General features: G+C 68.5%; 23 protein-coding genes. 16 read left to right on the top strand and 7 right to left on the bottom strand.

Going from position 1 to position 26819, the window contains the following annotated elements; all coding sequences use genetic code 11:
- Nucleotides 1-28: 28 nt before the first annotated feature.
- The gene (locus tag ISP_RS37840; RefSeq protein WP_141748519.1) at nt 29-826 is read left to right on the top strand and encodes a hypothetical protein; all 798 of its coding nucleotides are present in this window, start codon (nt 29-31) and stop codon (nt 824-826) included.
- A gap of 44 nt (nt 827-870) precedes the next feature.
- Here ISP_RS37840 and ISP_RS37835 read toward each other — a convergent pair whose 3' ends face one another.
- Both ISP_RS37835 and ISP_RS37830 read right to left on the bottom strand, forming a co-directional pair.
- Nucleotides 871-1122 (bottom strand): hypothetical protein, encoded by a 252-nt coding sequence (locus ISP_RS37835; RefSeq protein ID WP_013229072.1) that lies wholly within the window; start codon nt 1120-1122, stop codon nt 871-873.
- 113 nt (nt 1123-1235) lie between these two features.
- Nucleotides 1236-1514, bottom strand: coding sequence for a hypothetical protein (locus ISP_RS37830; RefSeq protein ID WP_013229071.1), 279 nt, complete (start codon nt 1512-1514; stop codon nt 1236-1238).
- A 72-nt stretch (nt 1515-1586) separates the two neighbouring features.
- Between ISP_RS37830 and ISP_RS37825 the strand changes: the two genes are divergently transcribed.
- Nucleotides 1587-1745 (top strand): hypothetical protein, encoded by a 159-nt coding sequence (locus ISP_RS37825; protein ID WP_155258940.1) that lies wholly within the window; start codon nt 1587-1589, stop codon nt 1743-1745.
- Between the two features lie 176 nt (nt 1746-1921).
- Here ISP_RS37825 and ISP_RS37820 read toward each other — a convergent pair whose 3' ends face one another.
- Nucleotides 1922-2053 (bottom strand): hypothetical protein, encoded by a 132-nt coding sequence (locus tag ISP_RS37820; protein ID WP_014467606.1) that lies wholly within the window; start codon nt 2051-2053, stop codon nt 1922-1924.
- An 86-nt stretch (nt 2054-2139) separates the two neighbouring features.
- Between ISP_RS37820 and ISP_RS37815 the strand changes: the two genes are divergently transcribed.
- Nucleotides 2140-3084 carry a hypothetical protein gene (locus tag ISP_RS37815; protein WP_014467605.1) on the top strand — a complete coding sequence of 315 codons (945 nt, stop codon included), beginning with the start codon at nt 2140-2142 and terminating at the stop codon, nt 3082-3084.
- Between the two features lie 215 nt (nt 3085-3299).
- On the opposite strand, the gene ISP_RS37810 is transcribed toward ISP_RS37815, so the two are convergent.
- The 3 genes from ISP_RS37810 to ISP_RS37800 form a co-directional block, all read right to left on the bottom strand.
- On the bottom strand, nt 3300-3872 hold the full coding sequence (locus ISP_RS37810; RefSeq protein WP_014467604.1) for a hypothetical protein: 573 nt from the start codon (nt 3870-3872) through the stop codon (nt 3300-3302).
- 214 nt (nt 3873-4086) lie between these two features.
- Nucleotides 4087-4974, bottom strand: a complete 888-nt coding sequence (locus tag ISP_RS37805; protein ID WP_013229069.1) for a phosphotransferase family protein — start codon at nt 4972-4974, stop codon at nt 4087-4089.
- Between the two features lie 14 nt (nt 4975-4988).
- The gene (locus ISP_RS37800; protein ID WP_013229068.1) at nt 4989-5450 is read right to left on the bottom strand and encodes a glycine-rich domain-containing protein; all 462 of its coding nucleotides are present in this window, start codon (nt 5448-5450) and stop codon (nt 4989-4991) included.
- Nucleotides 5451-5726: 276 nt separating this feature from the next.
- Here ISP_RS37800 and ISP_RS37795 point away from each other — a divergent pair, with 276 nt between their 5' ends.
- From ISP_RS37795 to ISP_RS37740, 12 genes are all read left to right on the top strand, one after another.
- Nucleotides 5727-7034, top strand: coding sequence for a hypothetical protein (locus tag ISP_RS37795; protein WP_013229067.1), 1308 nt, complete (start codon nt 5727-5729; stop codon nt 7032-7034).
- A 14-nt stretch (nt 7035-7048) separates the two neighbouring features.
- Nucleotides 7049-7525, top strand: coding sequence for a hypothetical protein (locus ISP_RS37790; protein WP_013229066.1), 477 nt, complete (start codon nt 7049-7051; stop codon nt 7523-7525).
- Nucleotides 7526-7986: 461 nt separating this feature from the next.
- The gene (locus ISP_RS37785) at nt 7987-8850 is read left to right on the top strand and encodes a hypothetical protein (protein ID WP_013229065.1); all 864 of its coding nucleotides are present in this window, start codon (nt 7987-7989) and stop codon (nt 8848-8850) included.
- A 69-nt stretch (nt 8851-8919) separates the two neighbouring features.
- On the top strand, nt 8920-9849 hold the full coding sequence (locus tag ISP_RS37780; RefSeq protein ID WP_235204755.1) for a conjugal transfer protein: 930 nt from the start codon (nt 8920-8922) through the stop codon (nt 9847-9849).
- 16 nt (nt 9850-9865) lie between these two features.
- The gene (locus tag ISP_RS37775; RefSeq protein WP_013229063.1) at nt 9866-10105 is read left to right on the top strand and encodes a hypothetical protein; all 240 of its coding nucleotides are present in this window, start codon (nt 9866-9868) and stop codon (nt 10103-10105) included.
- An 80-nt stretch (nt 10106-10185) separates the two neighbouring features.
- A complete protein-coding gene (locus ISP_RS37770; RefSeq protein ID WP_230468530.1) occupies nt 10186-10566 on the top strand; it encodes a hypothetical protein in 381 nt (126 codons plus the stop codon).
- Between the two features lie 11 nt (nt 10567-10577).
- Nucleotides 10578-13145 (top strand): ATP-binding protein, encoded by a 2568-nt coding sequence (locus ISP_RS37765; RefSeq protein ID WP_014467600.1) that lies wholly within the window; start codon nt 10578-10580, stop codon nt 13143-13145.
- A gap of 52 nt (nt 13146-13197) precedes the next feature.
- Nucleotides 13198-15282, top strand: coding sequence for a hypothetical protein (locus tag ISP_RS37760; RefSeq protein ID WP_013229060.1), 2085 nt, complete (start codon nt 13198-13200; stop codon nt 15280-15282).
- Nucleotides 15279-16274, top strand: coding sequence for a C40 family peptidase (locus tag ISP_RS37755; protein WP_013229059.1), 996 nt, complete (start codon nt 15279-15281; stop codon nt 16272-16274). The genes ISP_RS37760 and ISP_RS37755 overlap by 4 nt, the downstream gene beginning before the upstream one ends.
- A gap of 737 nt (nt 16275-17011) precedes the next feature.
- A complete protein-coding gene (locus tag ISP_RS37750; RefSeq protein WP_320109509.1) occupies nt 17012-21736 on the top strand; it encodes an RHS repeat-associated core domain-containing protein in 4725 nt (1574 codons plus the stop codon).
- A gap of 50 nt (nt 21737-21786) precedes the next feature.
- Complete coding sequence (locus tag ISP_RS37745; RefSeq protein ID WP_230468529.1) at nt 21787-22212, top strand: hypothetical protein; 426 nt, start codon at nt 21787-21789, stop codon at nt 22210-22212.
- Between the two features lie 1146 nt (nt 22213-23358).
- Nucleotides 23359-23991, top strand: a complete 633-nt coding sequence (locus ISP_RS37740) for a hypothetical protein (protein WP_230468528.1) — start codon at nt 23359-23361, stop codon at nt 23989-23991.
- 37 nt (nt 23992-24028) lie between these two features.
- On the opposite strand, the gene ISP_RS37735 is transcribed toward ISP_RS37740, so the two are convergent.
- Entirely contained in the window at nt 24029-24433 is a 405-nt protein-coding gene (locus tag ISP_RS37735) for a histone-like nucleoid-structuring protein Lsr2 (RefSeq protein WP_013229055.1), read from the bottom strand.
- Nucleotides 24434-24639: 206 nt separating this feature from the next.
- Between ISP_RS37735 and ISP_RS37730 the strand changes: the two genes are divergently transcribed.
- A complete protein-coding gene (locus ISP_RS37730) occupies nt 24640-26814 on the top strand; it encodes a type IV secretory system conjugative DNA transfer family protein (protein ID WP_230468527.1) in 2175 nt (724 codons plus the stop codon).
- Nucleotides 26815-26819 lie beyond the last annotated feature (5 nt).

The following is a 26819-nucleotide window of genomic DNA, read 5'->3' as shown; positions in this document are numbered from 1 at the left end:
GGTCTAACGGCAGATCAGAGGATCAAAGGTGGAAGTTCGCCAAAACGGAAGTGTTTCCCCGGAGACCCTTGCTGGCCTCAAAAAAGTGTTCGACGGTATGGAATTCCTGCATCAGTCTGCTCAGAAACCTTGGCCCGCACCGTCAGGTGGCAGTAGCCTATTTCGCGACAACCAGGAGACGGATCCCTACCAAATTGGACACGCCGTTACAAACTCACTCGTCGGCGCGATTGATCACATACAGACCTTGAGTGCACTCGTGGGTCGAGCTGGCGTGATCCCGGCGCGGGCAACTTTCACCATTCTGCGTGGCGCATTGGAGAACGCGTCAACGGCCGCCTGGCTCCTTCAGCCTGCATCGAGAGATGAGCGTATTCTCCGGCGTTTGCGTTGGGAGTGGACGAATATGACATACCGCGCCAAGGCCATGAAGCTAGCTGACCCAGGATTTTCACTAGAGCCCGATCGTAAACAAACTCTTCTCGACATTGGGTCTAAGCGGGGCTTCTCAGGGCAAAAGCAGGCACAGATCTTGCAAAGGACCACGTTTAGCGAGATTGTCAGAGCAGCAGCGTCCGCCATTGACGAGGTACCCGAAGATGTCGCGGAGATCATTTGGAATGAGTGCAGCGGGGTAGCGCATGGGCAAACGTGGGCAGTACTCGCTATGGCGGACCATGAACAACTTCGTGAAAGCGCAGAAGGGATTCTCGACCTGCGGCTTACTGCGCCAGATAGCGACTTGCTGACCACCACCCTCCTCGTGGGAATCGCAATTATTACTGCCTGGAATCTGCGCGCCGAACGAGGAAATTTGGTCCGGTAATCAGTCCTGGTCACGCATCCATAGCGCAATCTCACGCAAAGACTTCAGCTCCGGCTCGCCGGGGCCGGCCGGGGCCGGGCTGGCGAGCGGAGTGGGGGCGTGATGACCTCGATCGGGTCGGCGAGCTGCGCGTCGGTGAGCTCGTGGCCCAGCGCTGCGGCGACGGTGGCCCACAGGGCGGTGATCCGCCGTTCGGTGCCTGAGACGAGCAGGTCAGCGTGGGTCCAGGCTCCGCGTAGGTTCAGCGTGCGCCAGACGGCGGCGTCGTCGGGCAGGTGGGTGATCAGCGCGCACACGCGCCGGTAGGACAGGCCGCCCCGGTAGAGATCGAGCAGGTCGACCCCGTATCGGAGCAGGTCCGTTTCCAGGGCTTCGGCGGTCGCCTCGTCGGCCAGGAGCAGGGCGACCGTTACCGGTTTCCCCGGCCCAGCTCCTTCATGACCACGGCCGAGAAGTCCTCGGCGTCGGCGGCCGTGACGGCCAGGCCGCGCCAGGTCGCGTACTGGGCGGCCCAGAGGATGAGTTTCAGCGCGGTCAGGTGCTTGCCCTCTTCCTCCGCCTCGAGTGCTTCGAGCGGGAACTTCTCCGGGCTAGGCAGGGTGAAGCGCTTGCCGCGCCAGGTCACGGCCAGGTCGTTGCCAGTCGAGGTGGGTTTGCCGATCGCTTCCGTGCGTTGGCGTGTACTCATCCGGGTGTATCTCCTTTTCGTTGCAGTGGCAGACGGCCCGCGGCCGGGCAACGTCGGGTAGCCTCTTCCGGCATGTCACTGACCAATGCCGAGGCGTACAACGCTGACGGTTCATTTAAGATGCCGATGTTGTCGGTTTCTGAACTGCGCGTCCCCTTGAAGGGCTTCTATTTTCTCGGGTGTACGGAGATCGACTCTGCGGCTCTGGCGGGCGTCGAGGGACGATCGTGACGTCCTGGCGGTGCACCGTCGTCCGCGACGGCGACGGGCCGCCGGTCATCCTCCGGTTGGCTGAAGATGGCCGGCCGGTCGACCGGTGGGACCGGGAAACCAAGACGTGGCAACCAATTGAAGGGAACGAGTGAGGACGTAAGAGCCCGATCGCCGGACACCGGTCCGGATGCCTACTACTGCTTGGTGATGACGTCGAGTGCGCTGGTCGCCACGGCCGGGGCTCCGAACAGGACGGCCGGGTCGTTGGTCAGCGAGACGGCGATGTAGGTCTTGCCCTTCGGCGGCGCGAGCGCCGAGAACGTCATCCCCCAGCGGGCTTCCTTGCCGAGCCGAGGCGCGCCGCCGACTACCTTCCCGGTCGGCCGGCGAGCTTTACCATGAGCTGGTGGAGATGCGATCAGCGTGGCTGAAGTGGGCGCGTGCCGTCGAGCACCAGCGAGTACTCGCTCGCCGCACCCGTGAGTTCCTCGCCGACGGTTCGTACGAGTACGTCCGTTGGGACAACGTGGCCGACAGCACGGACCCGCTGGTGAAGATGCAGCGGCGGTTGAAGACCAAGAAGGAGTTTTCCGAGTCCTGGAGCGTCCTGCTCGGCGACATCTTGACCAACCTGCGGGCAGCGTTGGACCACTCGATGTGGACGGCCGTGGTGATGCACTCCGGCCGGCCCGCCAAGCCGAACCAGGTACAGTTCCCCATCACGACGAAGGCAAGCAGCTTCTCCGAGGCGAGACGCAAGTTCAGCGCGCTGGTGGTGCCGGATTTCTGGGCTGTGATCGAAGCGCTGCAACCGTTTCACGGTGGCAATCGGGCGCACACCTCTCCGCTTGAGGTCCTTCGCTGGCTGTCCAATCTTGACAAGCATCGCGCTGTCCACATCGTCGGTCGCATCTATTTCGATCTCGCGCCGGTGGTCATTCGTTCCGAGACGCCGATCAAGATCGTCGAGGAGCGACGCCACGAGGGGCCGATCGACGGCGACAACAAGGCCGTGCTCGTCCTCAAGTTCGAGCGTCCTCGGGGGAACGCGCCGATCGACGTGGTTCCGACGTTCGCTTTCTCGCCCTCGATCCAGATCAGCGACGACCCGGTCGAGTACCGGACGCTCGCCAGCGCGATGGAAGTGATGACCGACGGTGTCTTGAAGGTGCTGACCTACTGCACCAGCTCGCTGGGCTTGCCGATGCCCGACATCGACTCCCTCGAGTTGGGGGAGGAAAACGATCTGGTGGCAGCCGATCTGGCCGGTGACGTCTACACCTTCCGGGACTTCGATGGCACTGTCCATCGGTTCACCGGTCCGGCCGCGCCGGACGAGGAAGCCCGGCCGAGCTAGTGAAGGACGGTCGGGGCCGAGGGGTTGCGGCTTGAGGCCGCGATCGAGACCGGCGATCCCGTAGTCCCGTCCGTCCACTCCAGAGCGAGGTGGCGGTGGTTGGTTCGCGTTGCTGCTTTGCCCTGCCGTCAGACGCACGTCATTTTCGGTGCGAGCGAGCTCAGAGCTCGCTCGGGGAGCGGTGATGGGTGATCAGGACGGGTTGAACTTCGTCGCTACGGCCGGTTCGTATCCGGCAGGGCCACGATATCGAGCGGCCCCGGCAGGAGGGTGTTCTGCTCCATCTTCTGTCTGAAGAGCTTCGTGGCCCGCCGCACGCGGCGGGCGCGCCACCGCGGTTCGAAGCCGTCGACGCCCAGGTCTTCACGGATCACCGCGAGCGACAGCGTGTGGACAGCCCGTTCGAGCCGCAGCAGACGAGTCTGTTCCTGTTCGTCAGCACTGTTCCATGAGAGGAATGCCCGTATGCACTCGCGGTACTCCTCGAATGCGCCGAGGACCATGTTGCTGGCGAACACCTGCATGTCTTGTTCCAGGCGGGCCAGCTTTACGTAGAGGGCGTCGACGTCGGGGGTGCGTGGATCCTCTTCACCTCGGAATACAGAGGCGTTGCGCGTCATGACGTCCAGATAGGTCAGGTAGAGGTCGTATCGGCGCTCAATCAGGCGCGACAAGTGGGTGTTGGATCTGTTCTTGCGCTCACGCAGGCTGGTCAAACTGGCTGTCACGACTGCGCCGAACAGTGTGAGTCCCCCGCCGGCAAGCGCAGCGATAATCGTGTCCGCCATCCGGCAACGGTAGCTGACTCTCGGTAGCGGGCTGGGATGGGAGCAGATCGCGCTGGTCGACGCCCGGGTGGTGATGGTCGACACGCGAGGCCGGTTACCGGAGCGCCCGCCTGTCGTGGACTTGGATGTGGTGATGAACGTGTTCGGCGTGCCGATGGACGAGGTTACGAAGGTGGGCGGCGGCCCGCCTTGTCATCACCCGCCACGGGCGAGATCAGAGGTCGAGCCGGTAACGAGCCCATGATCGGGCGGCCGCGGTGAGCGCGGTGCGGTGGGCCAGCGGCTGGTGGCGTTCGAGGTACTCCCAGATGCCCCAGATAGCGACCGCGAAAGCCGTCTTGGTTTCAGCGGGAGTCTGCTGCCAGAGCGGCAGCTGCTCCGCCCAGGTTTCGGCTGCTTCGGAAGCGTGGCCGGCCTCGATGAGGCGGGTGACGAGGAAGGCCGGATCGACTGCTGGATTGGCGTTTCGCGACCAGGCCCAGTCGACGATCTGGACCTTGCCGTCGTTGCTGAGCAGGTTCAAGGCGTGCAGGTCGGTGTGAGCGAGTGTGCTGCCCGCGACGTGCTCGACCGCGGTGGTCTCCCAGCTCGTCAGCTCGTCGAGGTGGTCTCGGGCCCACGGATCGAGATCGTCAGGAGCGTCCTTGGCGAGACGTCGCCAGGCGGCCAGTCTCGCCCACTGCTCCGCCAGGGACGGCGCGTCGACGGACACCGTGCTCAGGGCCGCCGCCATCGTCGTAACGACGTCCCGCACCGGTCCCAGGTCGGCGGATCCCGGCGAGAGGTCGACGTGGTGGCCGGGCGAGTGCTCGAAGCCGAGGAGAAGCCAGCCGTCGGCCTCGGCGTGCCACAGCAGTCGAGGAGCGACCTCGGGCGGGAGGAGCGGATTGACCGCGGCTTCGTGGCGGTGCATGCGGCCGCGCTTGCCATCTGCGTCGGCGATGCCCTTGCAGAAAATGGCGCCCGTCTCGGTGTGCAGTGTGGCGGAGAAGTCGGAGTTGCGGCCTGCGTCGGGAAGCACGGTGTCGTGTACGCCGCCGGTTTCGCGCTCGATCGCGGTTCGCACCGCGACGGGCAAGGCTTCCCAGGTGCTGCGCGGCATCGCCGTCCGTCCTCCTAGGCCGCGACCGGCGGCGGGTCCTCGTGGCAGCCATTGTGACAGCCCGTGCAGCTGCCGAGCGCGGTACGTGGCCACAGCGCCTCGTCGAGGCAGAAGCCGAGCCGCCGCATCGCCGTAGTCGTCCGGGCGAAGACGGCCGCGGGTGACTCCCCGTCGTTCCGGCCGTCGGTGGGCACGTGGTGGAGGAACCTGCCGGCGACGTGGTCGCAGAAGGCGGCGTACTCGTGGGTGTCGAGGATGAAGGTGTGCCAGCCGATGTCGACGAGCTCGCTCGGGGCGAGCGGGGCATCGACGTTAGAGCCGCACGCGGCGAGGAACGCCAATGCCTGGTCCAGGATGCGTTCGGCGAGGTCGCGCTCGAAACGTTCCGCCATGACGATGCGGCTGCTCAGGCGTTGGAAGAGGTCTGCGGAGACGAGGGACCGCCCGGTTCGGTGCGTGCTGATGGTGATCGACATCGAGTTCTCCTCGGGTTCGGAGCGCTGGACGAACCCAGCTTCGGCGGCTCCGCTGGCGGAAGGGAGGCCAAGCTCAGGGGCGTCGCGGGGAGGTACGGGGCAGAGCGGGGCAGATGACCTTCACGCGGTGACTCAACGCGCAGGCGTGGCTACACTCGGCGTGACCGGGGAGGGTACGTGCCAGAGCCGAATCGCCTTTTGCGGGCAGCGCGGGAACGACTGCCCTCGCCGAGCGTGCCTGGTGAACAAGCATCCCGAGCCGATGTCGCCGACGGGGTGACGCGCTGGTTGTGGGAAACGACCCAGACCAGGTACCCCTTCGACGCCCACTACATGGCGAAGCTCGAGCGAGGCGTCGTCCGGCGGCCGAGCGCGGCTTATCGAGCCGCTCTCCGGCACGTCCTGGGCGCATCGGACGACGCCGCGCTCGGCTTTGCCGCGCCTGCGAGTTCTTCCGGCCCGGCCGTACCGTCGTCGTTCAGCGCGTGGCAGGCCGACGTCGTCGTCGACAGGGCGGTCACCGCGACCGAACAGGACCTCATGCCGACCTCTCGCCGGAGTCTGCTCGCGACTGCTGCTGTCCTGGCCGGTTCGGCGCTGGCCGCCGAGCTGACTCCGTTCCTCTGGCCGGCCGCAGGCGCTGCGCCGCGGCGGACGTCGACCGCGTTCACCGTGGCCGAACTGACCTCGGCAGAAGAATTTGTCCAGTTCGTTCGTCGCTGGCGTTCGGCCAGCGGCTCCGTCGCACGCTCGACCGCCGTGGCGCAGCTCGACTCCCACCTTCGCCGCCTGAAGGAGGCTCCATCCGGCACGGCGGAGACGCGTCGCGCCTTCCGCGTCGGCGCCGAACTCGCCGACATCGTCGCGACGATGGCCTGGGACGAAGCCGCGCACGGCGCGGCCCAGCGCTACTTCAAGCTGGCAGCTCAGCTGGCCCACGTCGCCGGCGATGACGCGCTTGCCGCGGTCGCACTCGCCTCGCTGGCCAGGCAGTGCTTCGACCTCGACCGGCCGGCCGACGGTCTCGAGGTCGTCCAGCTGGCGCAGTACGCCACCCGCCGGACGGCCAGCCCGCGGCTACGAGCTGTCCTGGCCACCCGCGAGGCCTGGGCGCACGCCCAGCTCGGTGACGCGCCCGCGTTCCGACGGTCCGTCCGGCTCGCCGAGGACTACTTCAGCGAGGAGCTTCGGGACGGCGACGCAGCGACCCCCTCGGTCCGGAGCTTGGACGAAGCCGAGCTGATGGGCGTCATCGGCGCTCGCTACCGCGACTTGTCACGGCACGATGCCCGGCACGCGGCCCAAGCCCACGTCTACATCGGCCGCGCGATCGCCCTGCGCGATCCTGATCGGGTCCGCAACCGCGTCTTCGACCTCGTCGGGCTTGCCCGCGCCCACCTGATCACTCGTGAGCCGGAACGCGCCGCCGAGCTGATCGGCATGGCCCTGCCTGACGCTGCGCCGTGGACGTCGGGCCGGGTCGGGATCAAGCTGCGGGACTTCCATCGGGAAGCAGGGGCGTTCGCTACGGTTCCTGCCGTACGCGACATCCGCGAAGTCGTTGCAGCGAAGCTCGCAGTCTAGAAAGAGGACACTCCGTGGTGCGCATCGGAATCACCGGCCACTCCAACCTGACCGACACCACCGCCGAGCTCGTGGCCGGCGAGCTCCGCGAAATCCTGAAGGAACAGCGCGACGACCTCGTCGGTGTCACTTGCCTGGCCCGCGGCGCCGACCAGGTCTTCGCCCGAGTCGTTCTGGAGCTGGGCGGGACGCTCGAAGTCGTACTGCCGGCAGCGGACTATCGCGAGCGCAAGGTCAAGCCGGACAACGCGGCCGAGTTTGACAGCTTGATCGCGGATGCGAGCGTCCGCACGATGCCGTTCACCGAGTCGAACCGCGACGCCTACATGGCCGCCAGCGAACACGTCCTGTCCATCGTGGACAAGATGGTCGCGGTGTGGGACGGCGGGCCGTCCGGCGGCCACGGCGGCACCGCGGACGTCGTCGAGGCAGCAAAGAGCCGAGGGCTCGAGGTCACGGTCGTCTGGCCGGAGCACGCAGCCCGGCTCTAAAAGTCGTCAACGACGACCGATCCGGTCGCGGCGTGAGAGGATTCCCTTGCGCCGTCTGAAGACATCTTCACAGGGCTCGCGCTGCTGGTGGATGCGCTCGTCTCGACGCTCACCTGAGAGCCTGAACTCCGCCGCGCCGGATTCGCCGCAGAGCATGGTGACGGTCTGGCCTGGCACCGGCCCGTGTCTGCGATCCGCCCTGCGCGATGACGGAAACATTCGGTCTCCGCCTCCCGAGTCCGAAGTCGCGTTTCGGGCCGCGCTGTAGTGACCACGGATAAGAACGACATGGTCATCAGGCTGCGGTCCGTCGTTCCGGTCGCGCCGAGGGTGAGCTGTCACCCGTCAGTGTGAATCGAGGCTTGCTCCCCAGCCGGGGCAAGGTCGCGGGCCAGGAACAGCGCGAACACCTGTTCAGACGCTGGTTCGGATCTTGTCATCCGAGCGAAGGAGCCGGCGTCATGACCAGTCGATCCACTGCGAACAGCCCGTTGACGATGCTGCAGATCCAGTTCCGGCAGTCCCGCGTCGTGACCCGATTCGACCAGGTGCTGCGTGCTTGGTCCGCCAAGGAGCCGGCGTTGTCGGCGATCACCTGCCATCAGGGACTGGTGGATGTCCTGGCTTCCCGCGACTACAGCCGCCACGACGAGGTGCTGCACGCTCTGCTCGTGCATGCCGCGTCCTCGGACGGTATGGGTGTCACCGCGACCGAGATGGTGGTGAACGCGATGTTGCCGGCTGTGCCGGGCATCGTCGGCCGTGTGGTTCGGGCGATTCGGACGGCGGGCGGGACGTGCGGTGTCCGCCGTGGCGTGACCGGCGGTGGTGTCTCGGCCTCGGAGGACAGCCGCGATATCCAGGCGGCCGTGATCGGACACCTGTGGGAGCAGACCCGCTGCTACCCGCTTCGACGTCGGAACCACGTCGCGGCGAACATTGTGCGCGAGACGCAGCGGGCGGCACAGCGGGACTTCGGTGTCGACCACGGCCAGGCCGCCGCCGACGTGGTCAGCATGGATGAAGACCCGGTGCACCGGCCGCTCGCGGCCGTGCCCGCCGAGCCGGATGCGTCGGAGGAACTGCTCGAGCTTCTGGCCTGGGCGGTAGAGGAAGCGCGGCTCGACCAGCACGCCGCCACCATCCTGATCACCCGCTACTTCGGCGACCCGGTCGGCCGCGACGGTGTCGCCACCGATCGGCAGATCGGCGCGCTGATCGGGCTGAGCCAGCCCACGATCACCCGCCACCGCCGCCGGGCGTTCGAGCAGCTGGCCGAGGCCGCGGCAGAGTTCCCCGGCCGCGACATGCCCTGGGCCAGCTGAATCACATCGACCGTGCAGCTGCGTGCCTTCAAGCAGCAGCCCGCAGCCCACGCATCGGGAGGTCCAGTCGTGATTCGTCGTCGCGGCCGTGGTGGCAGTAGCCCGCTGGTGACGCTGCTGCCCGATGCGGACGTCGAGCCCGCGCTGCGGGGTGTGACTCGCCGCGCCGGGCGGTGGGTGGCGTGGTTGGCCGTGCTGGCCAGTCCGCTGCTGACGATCGCCGGACTGGTCGTCCTTCAACCGGCGGGTGCGCCGTTGATGCGGGACGACGGCGCACCCGCACCCTCCGTTACTCCGGCGGGCTGGGCGGAGATGTACGTGCGCGCCTGGCTCACGGCGAGCCGAGACGACCCGGCCGGGCTGGAGACCTTCTACCCGGGCGGCGTTAAGTCGCAGCGAGCCGTGGGCACGCAGGTCCCGATCGACACCGCGGTGATCTCGGCGGTCTCGCCGACGCCAGGGGTGTGGTCGGTCGTGGTGGTCGCCGACGTCCTGGTGCTGCAGCCTGACGGCAAGCGCAGGGCGACGCTGCTGTGCGCCCAGGTCGCCATGACCAGCACCGACGCCGCCTACGCCGCCGCGGCCCTCCCCTCGCCGGTGGCCTGCCCAAGTACCGGTGGCGCTGCAGTGCTCGCTTACGACGAGGTCGCGGATTCGGGCGGGCCGGTCGGGCAGTCAGTCACCGGGTTTCTGACCGCTTACCTGGCGGGGCAAGGGCAGCTGGACCGGTTTGTCAGCCCCGGGGCAAGCCTTGCCCTGCCGCGGCCGGCGCCGTACACCGCGGTGCAGGTCGCCGAGGTGCGCACGCACGAGAAGTTCGAGCCCGGTCAGGCCGCGAGGCCGGTCGACGGGACGGTTATCCACAGCTTCACCCACGCCTGGGGATGGGACGCCACCGGCCAGAACACCCCGGTCGACTACGCGCTGACCCTGGTCGCGCGAGCCGGCCGGTGGGAGATCAACCGCATCGATTCGGCGCCGCTGACCGCGGGCCGCTAAGGCCGAGGAGAACCCGATGATCGTGCTCGCCGCAGACGTGAAGTCCTGGATCGACACCAACCTGGCTTGGGGTGACCAGTCCGTCCGCAGACTGATCCTGCTGGCCGCGATCGTGGGCGGGATCGGGCTGCTGATCGGCACTCGCGGGAACTTCACCCGGGCGATCAAGTACGGCGTGATCGCGGCGATCTTCCTCGGCATCCTGCTCAACCTCGACGCGGTCGCCGGCATGTTCGGCGCCTGGTTCACCCATTGACCGCGCCGAAGAGCCGCGGCGAGCTCCTGGTCGGCCGCTCCTACACCCGGTCTCGGCGGTTCCCGCGAATGTTCGGACGGATGCCCGGCCGCGACGGCGGCTACCTACCCGGCGGCCCCTACACCGTCACCCAGGGCACCCTGTTCCTCGTTCTGGTGGTGGTGGTGTGGAAGCTGCCGCTGCTGGACTGGCTCGGCCCCGCGCGCTGGGGGCTGCCCCTGTCGGCGGTGTTCCTCCGCCGCGCCCGGATCGAGGCCCGGACCCCGCTCAGCTGGCTCGCCGGGCTCGCAGCCCATCTGCTCGCGCCGCAGGCCGGGATGCTCGGCCGCCGTCCGTTCCGGCCCGCGTGGTCGGAGCGCAGCCGCGGCTGGCTGTACGTGCATCTGGCCGACGAGGTCGAGGAGCCGGCGGTGCCGGTGTCGTCGCTGCAGCAGGTGCTGGCCCAGGCTCGGGAGCGGTGATGGAGTCTCCGGTGACCGACGTGGCGGGCAACCTGCTGTTCTGCGTCGACGGGTCGGTGTGGGCGGTGTGGCGGGTGCTGCCGCACGAGAGCGCCCGCTCCACCGGCCGGCAGCTGCGGGAGCTGTATGACCGCACGGTGACGCTGATGAAGTCGCTCCGGGACGAGGTGATGATCGCGTCGCTGTGCGAGCAGCTCCAGCCGCACGCGATCGTCCAGCGCTGCCTCGACGGGATCGATCTGGACGCCAACCCTCACTGGGCGGAGACCGTCCACAACGCCTGGGACCAGCTCGAGCACCTCGACGTACTCGGTCGCAGCTTCTGGCTCGCCAAACCCCTCACCGGCCACGGCTGGAAGGAAACCGCGCAGACGACGGCCCGCGCCACGGCCGCCGCGCTCGGGGAACTGCTCGGCATACCCGCCCGGCCCTCATCGGCGACTGCGGTGGCGGCTGGACGAGAGCGGGCGCGGGTCGCGGCCCAGGAGCTCGGCGGCGCGGTCCCGTTCCGGCCGGCGACGGAGGCGGAACTGCTGTGGTGGCTCGCCCGCGCCCCCGTCCGCGGGGTCAACGAACCCCAGCTCGACCACGCCAACTCCGTCCACAACACCGGCCTCGCCGTGCGGCGGGGGAGCGGACGCGCCCAGCTGATGACGCTGCGCAGTTGCGTGTTCGACGAAAGTGGCCGGACGGACGCGTCCGAGGACCGACAGGGCTGGGGACCGCTGGGGCTGCTGAACCGCCGGTTCGTCAAGTGCGTGACCCCGCACGACGATGGCACGCTCGCCAGCTACCAAGCCTTCCTCGTGCTGGCGGAGATGCCGCGGGCGTTCACCTTCCCCGGGCACGAGATCCTGGCCCGGCTGGCCGACATCGGCTTCGGGGTCGACTACGCGCTACGGATCGCCGCCCGCTCGAACGAGGACGCCCGCGCCGCCAACCGGCGCCGGACCCGGGACCTGATGAGCCAGGACGAGGAGCACGCCGGCGACACCGCCGGCGTCCCGGCGGACGTGATCTCGGCGCAGGAGGAGATCCAGCACAAGAACGCCCGCCTCGGCGCCAGCTCCACCGAGATCGACCTCGAAGTCGGCGTCGTCGCCTGCGTCTGGGGCCCCACCGCCCGCGACGCGGACGCCCGCGCCAAAGCGCTGCGACAGGCGTTCCTCGGCGGCGAGTATCGCTGGGAACGCCCGCTCGGGGGGCAGCGGCAGCTGTATCAAGCGATGCTGCCGGGGAGCCGGACGCCGATGGTGGTGCGCGAGTGCAGCCAGAACCTCCTCGCCACCGATGCCGCGATGCTGCTGCCGGTCTCGGCGACCGACTTCGGCGACCCCACCGGCGCCCTGTTCGGGCTGACCATCGACGGCGGCGCGATCACCCCGTTCCTGCTCGACCCGACCTACGGACCGACCCACGACTCCTCCGGCGGGATCGCCGTCATCGGCGAGCTCGGCGCCGGGAAGTCGGTGATCCTGAAGAACGTCGCCGCGGTCGTCCGGTTGATGCTCGACGGGCGGGTGATCGTCATCGACCGGACCCGCAGCCGCGAATGGGCACCCGTCGCCGCCGCGCTGCCCGGCAACGCGCAGATCGTCGACATCATCGACCCCAGCCTCGACGACCGGCCCGCCGCAGCCGAGCTACGGCACTCCTGCGACCCGCTACGGGTCTTCCGCACCGCCGGCAAATCCAGCACCGGCATCGCCGAGACCTTCTTCGCCTCCTGGCTCGACCTCGAGTCCAACTCCGCCGAACGGGACGCTCTCGGCCGCGGCCTCGACGACGTCAGCGGCCGCACGGACACCTCCAGCAACCGACTTGTCGACACACTCCGCAAGCACGGCGCCCGCGACCCGGCCGCCCGTGCGCTGGCGGACCGGCTCGAGCGGCTGCGGCGCGACCCGATCACCCGCCCGATCTTCGACCCCGACCTCGCCCCGGTCGACTTGTTCGGCGCGGACATGGTCGTGTTCTGCACCAACGAGATCCCGCTGCCCAGCGCGCTGGAGATGAGCAACGAGCGGATGGCCGCCCGGATCCCGCCGCGCAAGCTCTTCGGCCGCGCCTTCCACCTGCTCATCGCCGCGATCGCGAAGGAGATCTGTTTCAGTCCGGGGCGGTGGGGCGAGTTCATCTGCGACGAGGCCTACAACGTCACCGGCACCCCCGAAGGCCAGCAGATCGCCCTGGAGTTCGTCCGCGACGGCCGCAAACACGGCGCCGACGCCGCCTTCGGTTCCCACGCACCGCAAGACCTCGGCGACGACGTCTTGCGCGGCCTGATCGCAGTGCGGTTCCTCGGCCGCCACCGCGACGACGGCCTCGCCCGCAGCGGCTTGGCCTGGCTCGGCGTCGACCCCGCCGACGCCCGCTACCACGAGGTGGTCACCAAGGACCTCTCACCGCTGAACCCCGCCGGCGGCGAGGAGGAGCGACGCGCGCGGGCGGGCGAATTTCTCGTGCGTGACCACAGTGGACGGATCGGCAAGGTCAAGGTCCTGACCCAGCCCTACCGCACGCTGCCGGACGCCGTCCTGACCACACCTGACGTCTCGCGGGGCCATCGGGCGCATTGAAGGTCGTCCTCCGGAGCCGTGTCTCACAGGGACACCCGGGCAGGAGGCCGTGATGAGACTGAGGACCGGCGGAACCCGCGCACTCGCGATCTCCGCAGTCGTCGTCCTTATCGGACTGCTGACGCCGCAAGCCGCGCGCGGCCAGACACTGCCATTACCGCCGAACCCCACCAATCCGCCACCGTTACCGACGACACCACACACGCAGAATCCGTGCGAGCCCTACCCGACCTGCCTGTGGATCCCCGGCAACCAGCCGCCACCGCCGAAACCTGATCCAGCCGCACCTCCGCTGCCCCTGCAGGACGACCCCGGGCACCACGTCCACCTCGGTGGCATCTTCAGCATCGACGACGGCTACGGCCGCGACCTGCACAACTACGACCTCTTCGCGAACCTGCCCTCGCTACTCGACAATCCGATGCCGGCGATCTGGCTGTGGCTGGGCAACATCGGCTTCGCCGCCGGCAAGTACGCGGTCGGGTTCTCGGTCTGGTTCACCGAATGGGCCTCTTCCACCCAGGTCTTCGACTGGATCAAAACACCGGCCCGCGACCTCGAGGGCATCTGGCGGACCTCGGTCATCGGCGAGCTGAAGCTGCGCGAGATCGCGCTGCTCATCGCCACCTGCTATCTCGGACTGCTGTTCGCCCGCGGACTGACCACCCGGGCTTGGCGGGAAACCGCGTCCACCATCGCGGTCAACGTCCTTGCCATCGCGATCCTCACCCACCCCGTCGACGTCCTCATCGGAAACGACGGTGTCCTCTCGCTCAGCCGCGATCTCGGCACCGACGTCTCCAGCGTCATCATGGGCCAGCAGCCCGGCGGCACCGGCAACCCAGCCGCGCCGATCGGCCAGGCGTTCATCGACAACCTGCTGGTCACTCCGTGGGAGACGCTCAACTACGGCACCCCGATCAGCCGCGTCAACGGCATTTCCGGGGCTTGCCAGTACTCGGTCAAGAAGGTCCTCGACGACGGGCCCTGGTCGGGCAAGGACGACAGCACCCCGGCCCGCGAGCTCGACGGCTGCCCTGGCGACTACGGCAAGTACAACGAGGTCGCCGACGGCGACCGTGCCCTCGGAGCCTGGCTGTACGCGATCGCGATGCTCCTGTTCGCGATCCTGGTGATCTGCCTGAACACCGTCCAGGTCCTCGCCCCGTACCTGCTGCTGTTCGAAGGGCTGCTGCTCGCGCTCGCGCTGGTCGCCGCGCTGGTGCCCTCGATGCAGCACCAGCTCGCCTACCGGGTCAGCTCCATCGCCACCACCATCGCCAAGCTCCTGGCCGGCATGGCCTTCCTCGCCGTCATGACCGTGCTGCTCCGGACGCTCATGCTGGCCGACCTCGGCCCGCAGCTCGTCCGGTTCGCCGTCATCGACCTCGTCGTGTTCTCCGGCTTCCTCTTCCGCAAACGCCTCGCCGCGAACCTTCAGCGTGTCCGGGGCCAGGTCAGCTCCCGGCTGCAACGCCTGGGCCGACCCCGGCGTGCCCCGAAGGCGTTGCCGACACCGATCGTTCCGGCCGGTCCGGATCGGCTGGCCCGGACGGTCAAGGCCGGGACGTCGGCGTTCGCGGAGACTTTCGCGCCGGTTGGACGCCTGAAGGAGCGGCTGGTCACCGCGGGCCGCGCCGGTGGGCAGGCTGGCGGGAAGGCACTCAAGTACACCGTCGGGGCGCCGGTCTCGTGGCCGCAAGCCGCGCAACGCGCGCAGACGGCGCTCACCGCGAAGGCCGGTGTCGCCAAAGCCGCGTTGGTGCGTCGCGCCGACGCCGCGAAGACCTACACCGCCGCCTACGCCGGCAACCTCGGTACGGCGACCGGCGCAGTACCGGCGTGGCACGCGGCCACCACCGTGCTCACCGCACTCAGCGACCGAACGGACCGGCAGAAGCCAAGCCCTTCGACATACCGGGAGGCCGAGCTCACCGGGGCGAGGCCACCGGCCACCGGCCGGACACCGGAGTTCACCGGCACCGACCTCGCCGCCGTAGCCCGCGGTCGCGGGGTCCTCCCGAAGCCACCGGCGCAGCAGGCGGAGACGCCCCTGCCGCCGGCGATACTGCCGCCACCCGTTCCGTGGGCGCAGCGGTTGCGCGACCGGCTCGGCAACTCCGGAGACCGACGATGAACCCGCTGATCGCCCTGCGCGCCGCCGAGATCGCGCGGGACCAGGTCCGTGAGCATCCCGGGCGCTGGGGGTGCCTGGCCGTGTTGCTGCTCTTCGGGCCGCCCGCGATCTGCGTCATGATCGTCGTCGTTCTGCTCACCACGCTCACCGGAGCCGGCGACACCAGCTCGGCCTCCGCTCCCGGCGACGGTGCGGTGGCCGACATCCCGCCCGACTACCTCGCCCTCTACCGCCAAGCCGCCCAGACCTGCCCCGGGCTCGACTGGTCGATCCCCGCCGCCATCGGCAAGATCGAAACCGACCACGGCCGCTCCCCGCTGCCTGGCGTGCACAGCGGGGAGAACAGCGCCAAAGCCGGCGGCCCGATGCAGTTCCTGCAGTCCACCTTCGACAGCGTCGTCGCCCGCCACCCGATCCCGCCCGGCGGCGCGCACCCGCCCTCGCGGTACAACCCGCACGACGCGATCTACGCCGCCGCGGCCTACCTCTGCGATTCCGGCGCCCGCGACGGCCGGGACCTGCACGCCGCGATCTTCGCCTACAACCACGCCGAGTGGTACGTGCGAAAGGTTCTCGACCAAGCGCAGAAATACAACTGCGGCGCGGTACGTGCGCCCAACAGGACGGTCCAAGCCGCGATCGAATTCGCTTGCGATCAGTTGGGTTTGCCGTACGTCTGGGGTGGTGACGGTCCCGCCAACGGTGACCGCGGATTCGACTGCTCCGGCCTGACCAAGGCGGTCTACGCCGCAGCTGGGATCGACCTGCCGCGGACAGCGCAAACCCAGTACAACGCCGGATCTCGGATCGCTCTCGATCGCCTGCAACCGGGAGACCTGATCTTCTTCGGAAATGGTCCGGGACGCATTACACATGTCGGGCTCGCGCTGTCCGGCAGTTCGATGATCAACGCGCCGGACTTCGGCACGCCCGTCAGAGTCGATGCGATCGGCAAGGCTTTCGGAGCCGCGCGGCCGGCGGGGTCTCGGTAGAGGCCGGCCATCGTGAATAACGTCGGAATTGCCGTCTTTAGCGTTATTTCGGGATTCGGGCCGTCGTGCGCGGAGGTACTAGTCTCCAAGACTGGGCATGTTACGTCGCATTGTCGGCCGGCTTTCTCGCGCCTCTGGCCGCATTCCGGCGGGGATTCTTGCCGTGGTCTCGGTGGCGGTGATCCCGTGTCGTTCGCCATCGACCACGGGCGCTAAGCATCCTCAAGCTCACTCGGTAGTTCCTTCGTTCTCATGGTGTGGAACTCGCTGCGCCTGCCTGCGCGCACGCGTCCAGCAACCCTGCAGCCGTCGACTGCGCCGGATGCCAGTGCGGATTGTCGTGATCGTCCTGAATCAGACGAATACGTCCACTTGGTTCGTAAGCCCAGTTCGAGCACATTGGGATCCGCACCACCCAGTTCCCCTTTGGGCCTCCCCTTGTCGAGTGCGGTTCGAACATCCTGCAGGGCACGCTGAAGGCGATTCCGGTCAGCTTGCCGTCCTGGCGCGACCATATTCTGAAAATTCCCGGCGTTGTGCTTCGTTTTCCTTTTCTCCATTGACATCCGCAAGTTCGTCAATGCTACGTTGTGGAGCGACAACGTAGCTTGCTGCTCATCTGGGGGAAGTGCATGTTTCGTCTTGTCAACCCATTCCTGCTGCGCCGTGCCCTGGTGACGGCCGTTGTCGCCGCCTTGAGTGTCGCCGTCGTACCGGCGTCGGCGTAGGCCAGACCGATTCTGCGGGAAGCGGCCGACCAATCGCGCAGCGCCCCGCAACCCGGTTCCGCCATCCCGGCGGCTCCTGCGGCTCCTACCGCCCTCAACGGCACCGGTACTGTCGCGTCCTGGGGCTACAACGCGATGGGCCAACTGGGCAACGGAACCACGATCGACGCCAAGACGCCGGCCCAGGTCAGCGGGCTGACCTCGAGCACCGCGATCGCGTCCGGCCTGTACACCGGGTACGCGGTCAAATCCGACGGCACCGCCTGGGCGTGGGGTTACAACACCTACGGCGGTCTCGGCGACGGCACCACCACCGACCGCTCGACACCGGTCCGCGTCGGCACGCTGACCAACGTGATCGCGGTCGCCGGCGGCTCGTTCACGGGCTACGCGCTCAAGTCCGACGGCACCGTTTGGGCCTGGGGCAACGGCTACGACGGTGAACTCGGCAACGGCGGCACGGCCGACAGCCACACCCCGGTGCGGGTGGGCTCGCTGACCGGCGTCACGGCGATCGCGGGCTCGGGCGGGAACGGCTATGCGCTCAAGTCGGACGGCACCGTGTGGTCGTGGGGCATCAACTCAAGTGGCCAGATCGGTGACGGCACGACGACCACCCGCCTCGCGCCCGTCCAGGTCAAGAATCTGCCCGGCGTCAGTGCCATCGCCGCGGCGAGTGGCTCCGAAACGGCGTACGCGGTGAAGTCCGACGGCACGGTGTGGTCCTGGGGCGACAACGCCAGCGGCCAACTCGGCAACGGGTCCACCGCCGCCAACACCAGCACCGCCGTGCAGGTGAAAAACTTCACCGGAGCGACCGCGATCGCCGGCGGCCTTTCCGACGGCTACGCCCTCAAATCCGACGGCACGGTGTGGAGCTGGGGTGACGGCTCCTACGGCCAGCTGGGCAACGGCGGCACCACACAGAGCGCCGTCGCGGTTCAGGTCAGCGGCCTGACCGGCATCGCCGCGATCGCCGCGGGCGGCCATTCGGCCTACGCGACCCGTGCCGACGGCACGGCGCGTTCCTGGGGCAGCAACTCCAACGGCCAGCTGGGCAACGGCACCACGACCAATGCGAAAACGCCGGTGGTGGTCAGCACGCTGACCTCGGTGATCGCGGTGGCCGCCAACTACAACAGCGCATACGCGCTGGCGGGCGGCACGATCCCCGCCGCGGGCGCGGTGCCGCCCCGGCAGCTTCCCGGCGACGGCAACCCGTGCCTGCCGTGCCCGCTCGTGCAGTCCGGCACCGGCTCGGGCGGTGACCCGGTGGACACCTCGTCCGGGGCGTTCCACGAGAGGTACACCGATCTGTCGGTAGCCGGCCGCGGTCCCGGCCTCGTCTGGGCCCGGTCGTACAACTCCGTGATGGCTGCCGACGACGGGCCGCTCGGCTACGGCTGGCACACCGGCTACGGCGCCCGCCTGATCACCAACGCGACCACCGGCGCCATCACGGTCAGCCAGGAAAACGGTGCCGAGGTGGTGTTCACCAACTCTTCGGGCACCTACACCGCTCCCGCCCGCGTCCAGGCGACCCTGGTCAAGAACGCCGACGGCACGTACACCTTCACCCGCCACGCCACCCAGATCCTGCGCTTCGACTCGGCGGGCCACCTGACCGCGATCGCCGACCTCAACGGCGAAAAGACCGCGCTGACCTACGCCGGCGCACTGCTGTCGAAGGTGACCGACAGCGCCGGCCGGGCGCTGACGGTGACCTACACCGGCACGCACATCAGCAAGGTCTCCGACCCGCTCGGAAACGCCTACACCTACGCCTACGACTCGGCAGGCAACCTCACCACCGTGACCGCGCCCGACGGCGGCGTCACGACGTTCGGGTACGACAGCGCGCACCGGGTCACCTCGGTGCTGGACCCAGCACAGCAAAGCGCGACGACCAAGCACCCCACCACCAACGTGTACGACGCCAAGAGCCGCGTCACCACCCAGACCGACGCGCTGGGCCGGGTGACCACCTTCGTCTACACCGGCGACCCGTACAGCTCCGCCGGTGGCACGACCGTCGTCCTCGATCCCGCCGGCCACCAGACTGCCGACATCTATCAGTACGGCATCCGCGTCTCGAACGTCCGCGGCTTCGGCACCGCGGCCGCCGTCACCACCAACTACACCTACGACAAGACGACCCTCGCGCCGACCGAGACCACCCGAACCACCGCGGGCGACCCGAACGCCCACCGGACCACCGCGACCTACGACACCAAGGGCAACCCGACCGCCCAGGTCGACGGCCTCGGCCGGGAAGTCGACACGACCTACAACGCGTTCAACGAGCCGCTCACCAAGACCGAGCCGAACCCGTCGTCCGTCGGACCGGCCCGGATCACCACCACCTACGCCTACGACAGCAAGGGCAACCTGGTGAGCAAGAGCCGGCCGCTCTACACATCGGCGACAGCCTCCACCAACCAGACGGTGACCTACCGACACGACGCCAGCACGCACCCCGGCGACGTGACCGGCGCCGTCGACCCGTTGGGCAAGATCACCACGACGACCTACGACAGCGCGGGCAACGTCGCCACCGTCACGACACCGCAGGGCCGCACCACCACCCACACCTACGACGCGGACGGGCATCGGATCACGACGATCGCCCCGCAAGGAGCCGTCAGCGGTGCCGACCCGGCCGCGTACACGACCACTTTCGGGTACGACACCAACGGCCGGCCCACCTCGACCAGCGTCGCCGCGCCCGGCGGTCCGCTGGTCACCAGCCAGGCCTACGACCTCGACGGCCGGCTCACCAGCAGCACTGATCCGCTCGGCCGCGTCAGCCACAACACCTACGACCTGGCCGGCGAGCTGATCACGGCGACCCAGCCGGACGGCAGCACCCGGCAGACCACCTACTGGCCCGACGGCACGGTCAAGACGCGGGTCGACGGGCTCGGCAAGATCACCTCGTACGGGGCCGACACGCTGGGCCGGGTCGCCTCGGTCACCGACCCGCTCAACCGCGTCACGACGTACACCTACGACGCCGCCGACGCGGTGCTGATCACCACCGACCCGCAGAACCAGGTCACCACCAACGTCTACGACGCCGCCGGGCAGTTGCTGACCACCACCTACTCGGACGGCGTCACGCCCAAGGTGACCCGCACGTACAACGCCGGCGGGCTCGCGGCCACAATCGTCGACGGCAGCGGCACCACCACCTCGGCGTATGACAGCCTCGGCCGGCTCACCAGCCAGTCGGTGGCGGGCCAGACCGTCGGATACGGCTACGACCCGGCCGGCCGGGTCACCACCCTCACCTACCCCAACGGCAAGAACGTGACCCGCACCTACGACGGGGACGGCTCCCTGACCGGCGTGTCCGACTGGCTCGGCGGCGCCAGCACCTTCGGCTACGACGGCGGCGGCCGGCTCGCCACGACGACGGTTCCCAACGGCATCACCACGACGATCGGCCACGACGCTCCCGGCCGGACCACCGGCATCACGTTGGCGAATGGCGGCACCACGCTGGGCAGCCTGACCGACACGTGGGACACGGCCGGTCAGCTGAGCAGCGAGACGTCGGCCGGGCTCGGGGCCGACCGAGCCTTCGGCTACGACACGGACGGCCGGCTCACCACCGACACCGACACCGCGTACGCCTACGACAGCGCCGGCCAGCTCACCTCGAACGCGGGAACCACCCAGGCGTACGACGCGGCGGGCCAGCTGACCGGGGCGTACACCTTCGACCAGCGGGGCAACCGGACCGTGGCCGGGACCACCGCCTACTCCTACGACCAGGCCAACCGGCTCACCTCGTACACCGCCGACGCGACCGCCGCCGTCTACGGCTACAACGGTGACGGCCTGCGCACGACCAAGAAGGTCGGCACGACCACCAGCACGTTCGCCTACGACACGGTGGAGGGGCTGCCGCTGCTGCTCGCGGACGGCACGAACTTCTACCTGTACGGTCCGGGCGGCACCCCGATCGAGCAGATCGGCGCCACCTCCGGTACGCCCACCTACCTGCATGCCGACCAACTCGGCAGCGTCCGGGTGCTGACCGCGGCGGACGGGACGGTCGCCAACACCGCCACCTATACCGCCTATGGCGTGCGAACGTTCGGCACCGCCGGCGGCACGACGACGCCATTCGGCTTCGCCGGCCAATACACCGACGCCGAAAGCGGCCTGCTTTACCTGCGAGCCCGCTACTACGACCCGGCGACCGGACAGTTCCTCACCCGCGACCCGGCATTGCCGCTGTCCGGTTCCGTCTACGGGTACGCCGACGGCGACCCGATCGGCAGGAAGGATCCGTCCGGCCTGTGGACCGGTGGCATCTGCTTCACCTCGCACCTCGGCGGTCTCGTCTTCTGGTCCGGTCAGGTGTGCATCCAGATCGACGGCCACGGCGATCTGGGCGTCACCGGCACGATGGCCGGCGGCGGGTCCACTCCCGGGCTCGGCGCCGGCGTGGGGCTCCAGGGCAGCAACGCCGACCAGATCAAGGACTTGAACGGCCTGTTCTGCACGGCGGGCTTTAGCGCCGGTGCACCCTACTTCGGCGGGGCGGACTTCTCCTGGGGCACCGACAGCCAGGGTCGTCCGGTGTATGTCGGGGAGCTGAGCGGCGGCGTGGGCGCCGAGGGGCTGCCGTTTCCGGCCGAGGTACACGGCGGCGTGTCCGACACGTGGTCGGCGTCGTTCAGCATCCCGAAGGTCTGGAACTGGCTGACGAGTCTGTTCGACTGAGATACTTCGCCGGTGATGCGGGAGAAACGTCGATGAGCCCTGGTGCGGAGATGGGGATCGTCCTGCTGGGGATCTGCGCTCTTTTGGTGACGACGGTGTTCGTCGGGGTCCGGTGGCGGGAGAAGACCGGAGGTGTCGGCCAGGTCCCGCCGCCGGCCCCGGAGTATGCGCGCCGGATTACCGCGCTGGGGGATGAGGACTACGACCTCGTCCTGCGGGGCGGGGCCATCGTCAACGGCGTCAGCGTGACGTGGCCGTTCGCCAGCCTGCTGGTCAGCCGAGACCAGATCGAGTTGCGCGTCAAGGTCCTTGTGCCGATCCGGATCGCCCGCGCCGAGGTGACTGGCGTACGTCGGGTGCGTGGCTTGTACAGTCGCGGCTTCAAATTCCGGACCGAGTCGGACCGGTTGGACAAGGTGAGCTTCTGGCCCGTGGGCAAAGCCGCGAAACAGCTGGCTGAGCTGGGCTGGTACTGAGACCACGGACCAATCGCACTGGCCACCTTCATTGACGGCGACGCCACAGTCGGCACCGCGGCCGAGCCCACGTAAGCGATGAAAGTCATGCCGAATAGAGCAGCCATGAGTGGCAAGAGCCGCAGGCAGCTCATCAGGTCCTGGGACACGGTGATGCTCCAGGACGCGCCGTCGAGAGGCAGCGCGGGTGGTGCGGCGTCCTTATGGTCGTCCGCTGCCAGGCGCAACTCCTCAGGCGCGGGCGAGCTGGTGTGCAGGGCGAACCGCGCCCAGCCCTCCACTCTGGGGCCCGCGTCCATCAGCGCGGCGAACACCATGCCGGCCTGGAGAACGCCGGGACGGTGTGCCGCGGCGTGCCGTAGTGCCGTCGCAGGCACGTCACCCAGCGGTGTCGTGGTCCACCAAGCCAGCTCGTCGACTGGCGGCGGGCCGGTGGCGCGCAAGCCGTCGAGCACCGCCTTGGGGGGGTTGACGAAGAGCTTGTGGAACCGGGTAGGCGGTGGTGTCAAAGACCTGCGCTTCATGAGCGCGACGATTGCGTCCCGTTCCGGTGGCGGGTGGCCTCCACGAGCTGTTTCCGTGCTTGGACGGCGGTGTCGTGCGTACGGTAGGAGCGCAGTCCACCGATGAGCGAGGCAGGAAAGGAGTCGAGGCGACGCTGGTGGAAGCGGGCCAGGTCCGCGGCTGTTTGATGAGACCGGAAACAAGCGACCTCTCCCTCCACCGTAGCGCGGCCTGGAGGTGGGCCCTACGAACCTCACGGTTGAAAGGACTCCAGTGCCGACGGTCCGCCCACTCCTCGTGGTATCTCAGCCAGCGCCGGAATCGCCCGACCGTCGTGCGGGAGCAGTATCGACAGCCTCCTTGAAGTCGTCGTCGGCCGTGAGCGCCCGGGCCTCGGCGATCAGGTCACCCGTCGGACGGACTGCCTGTTCGGAGTCGGCCAGGAAGCGCTGCACGCGCCGGTGCGGCTACGCATGGTCGTGCCTCCACGCTCGCTGGGCCCAGCTGCCATCCCGGCACTCATCGGTCACAACGGACGCCAACGCTGTTACTGCTTTCGCGAGCGGCCAGGCCGTCGACGAATGGAAATCGGGTGAAAGCTGACGTGACTGCTCCCGATGAGCCATTGATCGAGGAGGACTCGTGTCGGAGACTTTCGATTCTGCCCAGCATCCTGTCGTTGGCCCCGACGTTGGGGAAGCGTTCGCTGTTGATGGCGGGAACGACACATCTGCCGCTCGGGCGACACTTTTCACCGTTGCTCTTAATGCTGACATGTTCCCCGGTACGCATGGCCGTCAGGCCATGCTGGGAACCAGCGCGCCGAAGGCGCTCCGTCTAGGCGACGTCCTCACGAGCGGCGCGGTGTGGTGGGTGACCACCGCCGCGGTCGCGATCCTGATCGCGGTCTTCGTCCTCCACCGACACCTTCGTTCCCACCACCTCCGCTCTCGTGTCCGGTTCGACCTCCTGCCGACCGCCGGCTTCGATCCCTCCCCGCAAGCCGTCGTCGGCTTCGCGCACCAGCTCGGGCGGGTGCGGCCGGTGCACGGGTGGGTGCCGCAGGGCGCAGTCGGGGTGCGGATCCGGTTCGGCACGGACCCGGAGTTCGGGAAGATGGTGATGAGTGTGGAGGGGCGCGAGTCGGTGACCGGCGTGCTCAACAAGCTCGTCTACCCCGACGTTGAGATCCGGCGGGCGACGTCAGAGGGTGAACCGTCCTCCGTCGGCGGCGAGGGTGATGTCTCCTCGCCGCCGACGGGACGACAGCGGTGATCTCTCCCCGGTGATCTGCTGGCCATCGCGGACAGCGTCAGGCGGCGGTCTTCTTCCGCGGAGAGCGCTTTCGCGGCGTCGGCGCCGGAGTTGCCGCCTCGGCCACCTGGGCCTGCTCGTAGGCGGAGACCACTTCGGAGGACAGACGTCCTCGCTCGGAGACCTCGTAGCCGTTCGCGTTGGCCCACGCGCGGATCTCCTGGTTACGCTGGCGGTCGGACGCGGTGGTCGCCGTCGACTGGCCGGTCGCGACCCGGACCCGGCGGCCGCCGATACGACGTCCGGCGCCGATGAATCGGGCGAGTTCGTCGCGCAGGGCGGTGGCGTTGTCGTCGGAGAGGTCGATCTCGTAGGTCACGCCGTCCAGGCCGAACTGCACGGTTTGGGCGGCGGCGCTGCCGTCGATGTCGTCGAGGATCTCGACGAGCACTTTCTGGGCCATTGAATGCTCCTCGGGGTGGGGGTGCGACCAAGAACGCGAGCTGTGCAGCGTTGCACAATGCGCGACGTCCTTCGACTGAGTGTATCCACAGTGTCGACGGAAAGGAAAATTCACCCCCTTCGTCGACTGCATCAAAACCGTCCGGCACCTCCCGTGACTGGTGGTGAGAGTCACCAATCTTGCCGTTCATGGGAGGAGAACCCGCCGTGCACCGTCAGCTGTCGCAGCCGGACCTGCACGTGGCTCGGGCTGAGCTCGTACTGGCACGGCCTGGGCATCTTCCGTTGCGTGCGTTGCCGATCCGGCCGGACGATCCACTTCAGACGCTGGCGAACGCGCTGGGTGACGTCCGGGCGGATCTCGGTGAATCGGTGCAGGCCTGCCTTGACCTCATCCCGCTGACGCCGGCGCGCATCCGGCACCTGGCTCACCGTGCCGCGCCGCATTCTGTGGGAAACGGTGTGAGTCCGCTCGGCATAGTTGCCGACCTTGCAGTGGAACTGCTCGGAGAATTTTTACCGATCGCGCGCACGCAGGCGAGCGGCCGTCCACGAAATGCGACACCGTCCCCTCAACGGGTGACGAACAAGTTCGTGACCGACGAGCCGGTGTTCGCCATCCAGGTCCTGATCAGGTGTGTCTCGGAAATCCCGGGGCGGGCGCAGGCGCACCTGCGAAGCGTCATCGGGGCTTTTGACGTCTTCCGCGGCGAGAACTACTGGCGCGTGCGTGGCCCGCGGATCTTCGGCTGGCACTTCGGCGCCGACACAGTGCTGGTGCGCCGACGGTTCGACCGGCGCTTCCGGACGGGGCTGGCGAAACCGCGAGCGGGATCGCTGGTGACGACCAGCGAGATCGCCGGCCTGCTGAAGCCGCCGTCCGGGCGCTGCCAGTCACCGGCGATCGCCCGCAGCCGCGGCTGGGTGCTTCCCGCACCACGGGAAATCCCCACGTACCGGCCAGGGACAGGGCTGGTGCGGCTCGGCTACGTCACCGACGTCAACGGCGACGAGCGAATGGTCGGCGTGCCCCTGCGCGAGCTGCTGTTCTCCGCCCGCTTCGGCAAGGCCGGCTTCGGGAAGACCGAGGAAGCCTTGGCTCAGGCGATCGAGATCGCCCGGCTCGGCGGCGGTGTCTGGTTCCTCGACCCGCACGCTGACGGCTGGAAACGTGCCAAGCCCTACCTCTCCGACCCGGCGCTGCGGGCGCGACTGTGGGAGGTCAATCTCGACGTCCGCGGCCGGGGCAAGCGTTTGCCTGGCTGGAACCCATTGAGCATGCAGGGCTTCACCGAGTCCGACATCGAGGACCGCGTCGACGCCGTCGTGACCTCCTTCGCAGCGGCACTGGGCTGGGGCGACGCGGCGCCACGGGCGAAGTCGATCCTCACCAAGGCCTGCGAGGCCCTCTGCTACCTCGCGATGCGGGTCCCGGCGGACTGCGCGCCGACGATCTTCCAGATCCCGACGCTGCTGGACGACGAGACCTGGCGGGAGTCGATCCTGCCGGCGCTGAAGCCGTCCGTGCGCAGGTACTGGACGGACTCGTTTCCCAAGCTGGCCCCGGACGCGACGACCGTCGTCACCAACATCATCAACCGCCTCCGGACCAGCCCCACCCTCTCGGCGTTCCTCGGCTCCTCAGTGACGACCTACGACGTCCGTAAGGCGATGGACACCGGGCGGATCGTGTTCGTCTGCACGACCGGCACCGGCGAGACGAACAAGCTGATCACCTCGTTCATGATCTACGACCTGTTCCGCGCTGGCCGCTCGCGCGCCGACACCCCGGTCGAGAAGCGGCGCAGGTGCGACGCGTTCGTCGACGAGCTCGCCGCGGTCGACGGCGCCTCTCGCGGCTACCTCGCCGCGATCCTGGAGCAGTTGCGCAAGTACCAGGTCGCGCTGCACGCGATGAACCAAATGCCCGACCGGCTCTCGGCGGAGACCCGTAGGGCGTTGCTGCAGAACCAGTCGCTGCTGATGACCTCCGCCGCGGCCATCGACGGCGCTCGGACCGTCGCTCGCGAGTTCGGTGGCTTGGTGCAGCCGGCGACGGTGACAGAGCTGGAGCAGTTTCACCACGTCGTCACCGTCACCCTCGGCGGCCAGCGCACGACGCCGTTCAAGATCCGCGGCCTGCACGTCGACGACGAGTTCGCCGAGCACTACCACCCCGAATGGAACGACGCCGTCGACGAGGCGCTCGACGCCAACCTCGCCCGCCGCCCGATCGGCGAGGTTCTCGACGAGCTCGAGGACCTGGACGACCGGATCCTCGACGTCCTGCAGATCGAGCAGCCGGCCCCGCTGCCGCGACGTGGACGTCCGCCGGCGCGGGGCAGTGGCGCCGGGATCGATCTGACCTCGAGCGTGGAGTGACCGCC

Origin of the sequence: Amycolatopsis mediterranei (genome assembly GCF_026017845.1) — a bacterium.
Classification (GTDB): Bacteria; Actinomycetota; Actinomycetes; order Mycobacteriales; family Pseudonocardiaceae; genus Amycolatopsis; species Amycolatopsis mediterranei.
Note: the sequence above shows the minus strand (reverse complement) of the source record. Positions and strands in the feature narration are given on the sequence as shown.

Coding starts and splice junctions, on each gene's coding strand:
- ISP_RS37830 (WP_013229071.1), bottom strand. CDS start 1,514: ATGAGTACACGCCAACGCACGGAAGCGATCGGCAAACCCACCTCGACT.
- ISP_RS37825 (WP_155258940.1), top strand. CDS start 1,587: ATGTCACTGACCAATGCCGAGGCGTACAACGCTGACGGTTCATTTAAG.
- ISP_RS37820 (WP_014467606.1), bottom strand. CDS start 2,053: ATGACGTTCTCGGCGCTCGCGCCGCCGAAGGGCAAGACCTACATCGCC.
- ISP_RS37815 (WP_014467605.1), top strand. CDS start 2,140: ATGCGATCAGCGTGGCTGAAGTGGGCGCGTGCCGTCGAGCACCAGCGA.
- ISP_RS37810 (WP_014467604.1), bottom strand. CDS start 3,872: ATGGCGGACACGATTATCGCTGCGCTTGCCGGCGGGGGACTCACACTG.
- ISP_RS37805 (WP_013229069.1), bottom strand. CDS start 4,974: ATGCCGCGCAGCACCTGGGAAGCCTTGCCCGTCGCGGTGCGAACCGCG.
- ISP_RS37800 (WP_013229068.1), bottom strand. CDS start 5,450: ATGTCGATCACCATCAGCACGCACCGAACCGGGCGGTCCCTCGTCTCC.
- ISP_RS37785 (WP_013229065.1), top strand. CDS start 7,987: ATGACCAGTCGATCCACTGCGAACAGCCCGTTGACGATGCTGCAGATC.
- ISP_RS37775 (WP_013229063.1), top strand. CDS start 9,866: ATGATCGTGCTCGCCGCAGACGTGAAGTCCTGGATCGACACCAACCTG.
- ISP_RS37770 (WP_230468530.1), top strand. CDS start 10,186: ATGCCCGGCCGCGACGGCGGCTACCTACCCGGCGGCCCCTACACCGTC.
- ISP_RS37760 (WP_013229060.1), top strand. CDS start 13,198: ATGAGACTGAGGACCGGCGGAACCCGCGCACTCGCGATCTCCGCAGTC.
- ISP_RS37755 (WP_013229059.1), top strand. CDS start 15,279: ATGAACCCGCTGATCGCCCTGCGCGCCGCCGAGATCGCGCGGGACCAG.
- ISP_RS37745 (WP_230468529.1), top strand. CDS start 21,787: ATGGGGATCGTCCTGCTGGGGATCTGCGCTCTTTTGGTGACGACGGTG.
- ISP_RS37735 (WP_013229055.1), bottom strand. CDS start 24,433: ATGGCCCAGAAAGTGCTCGTCGAGATCCTCGACGACATCGACGGCAGC.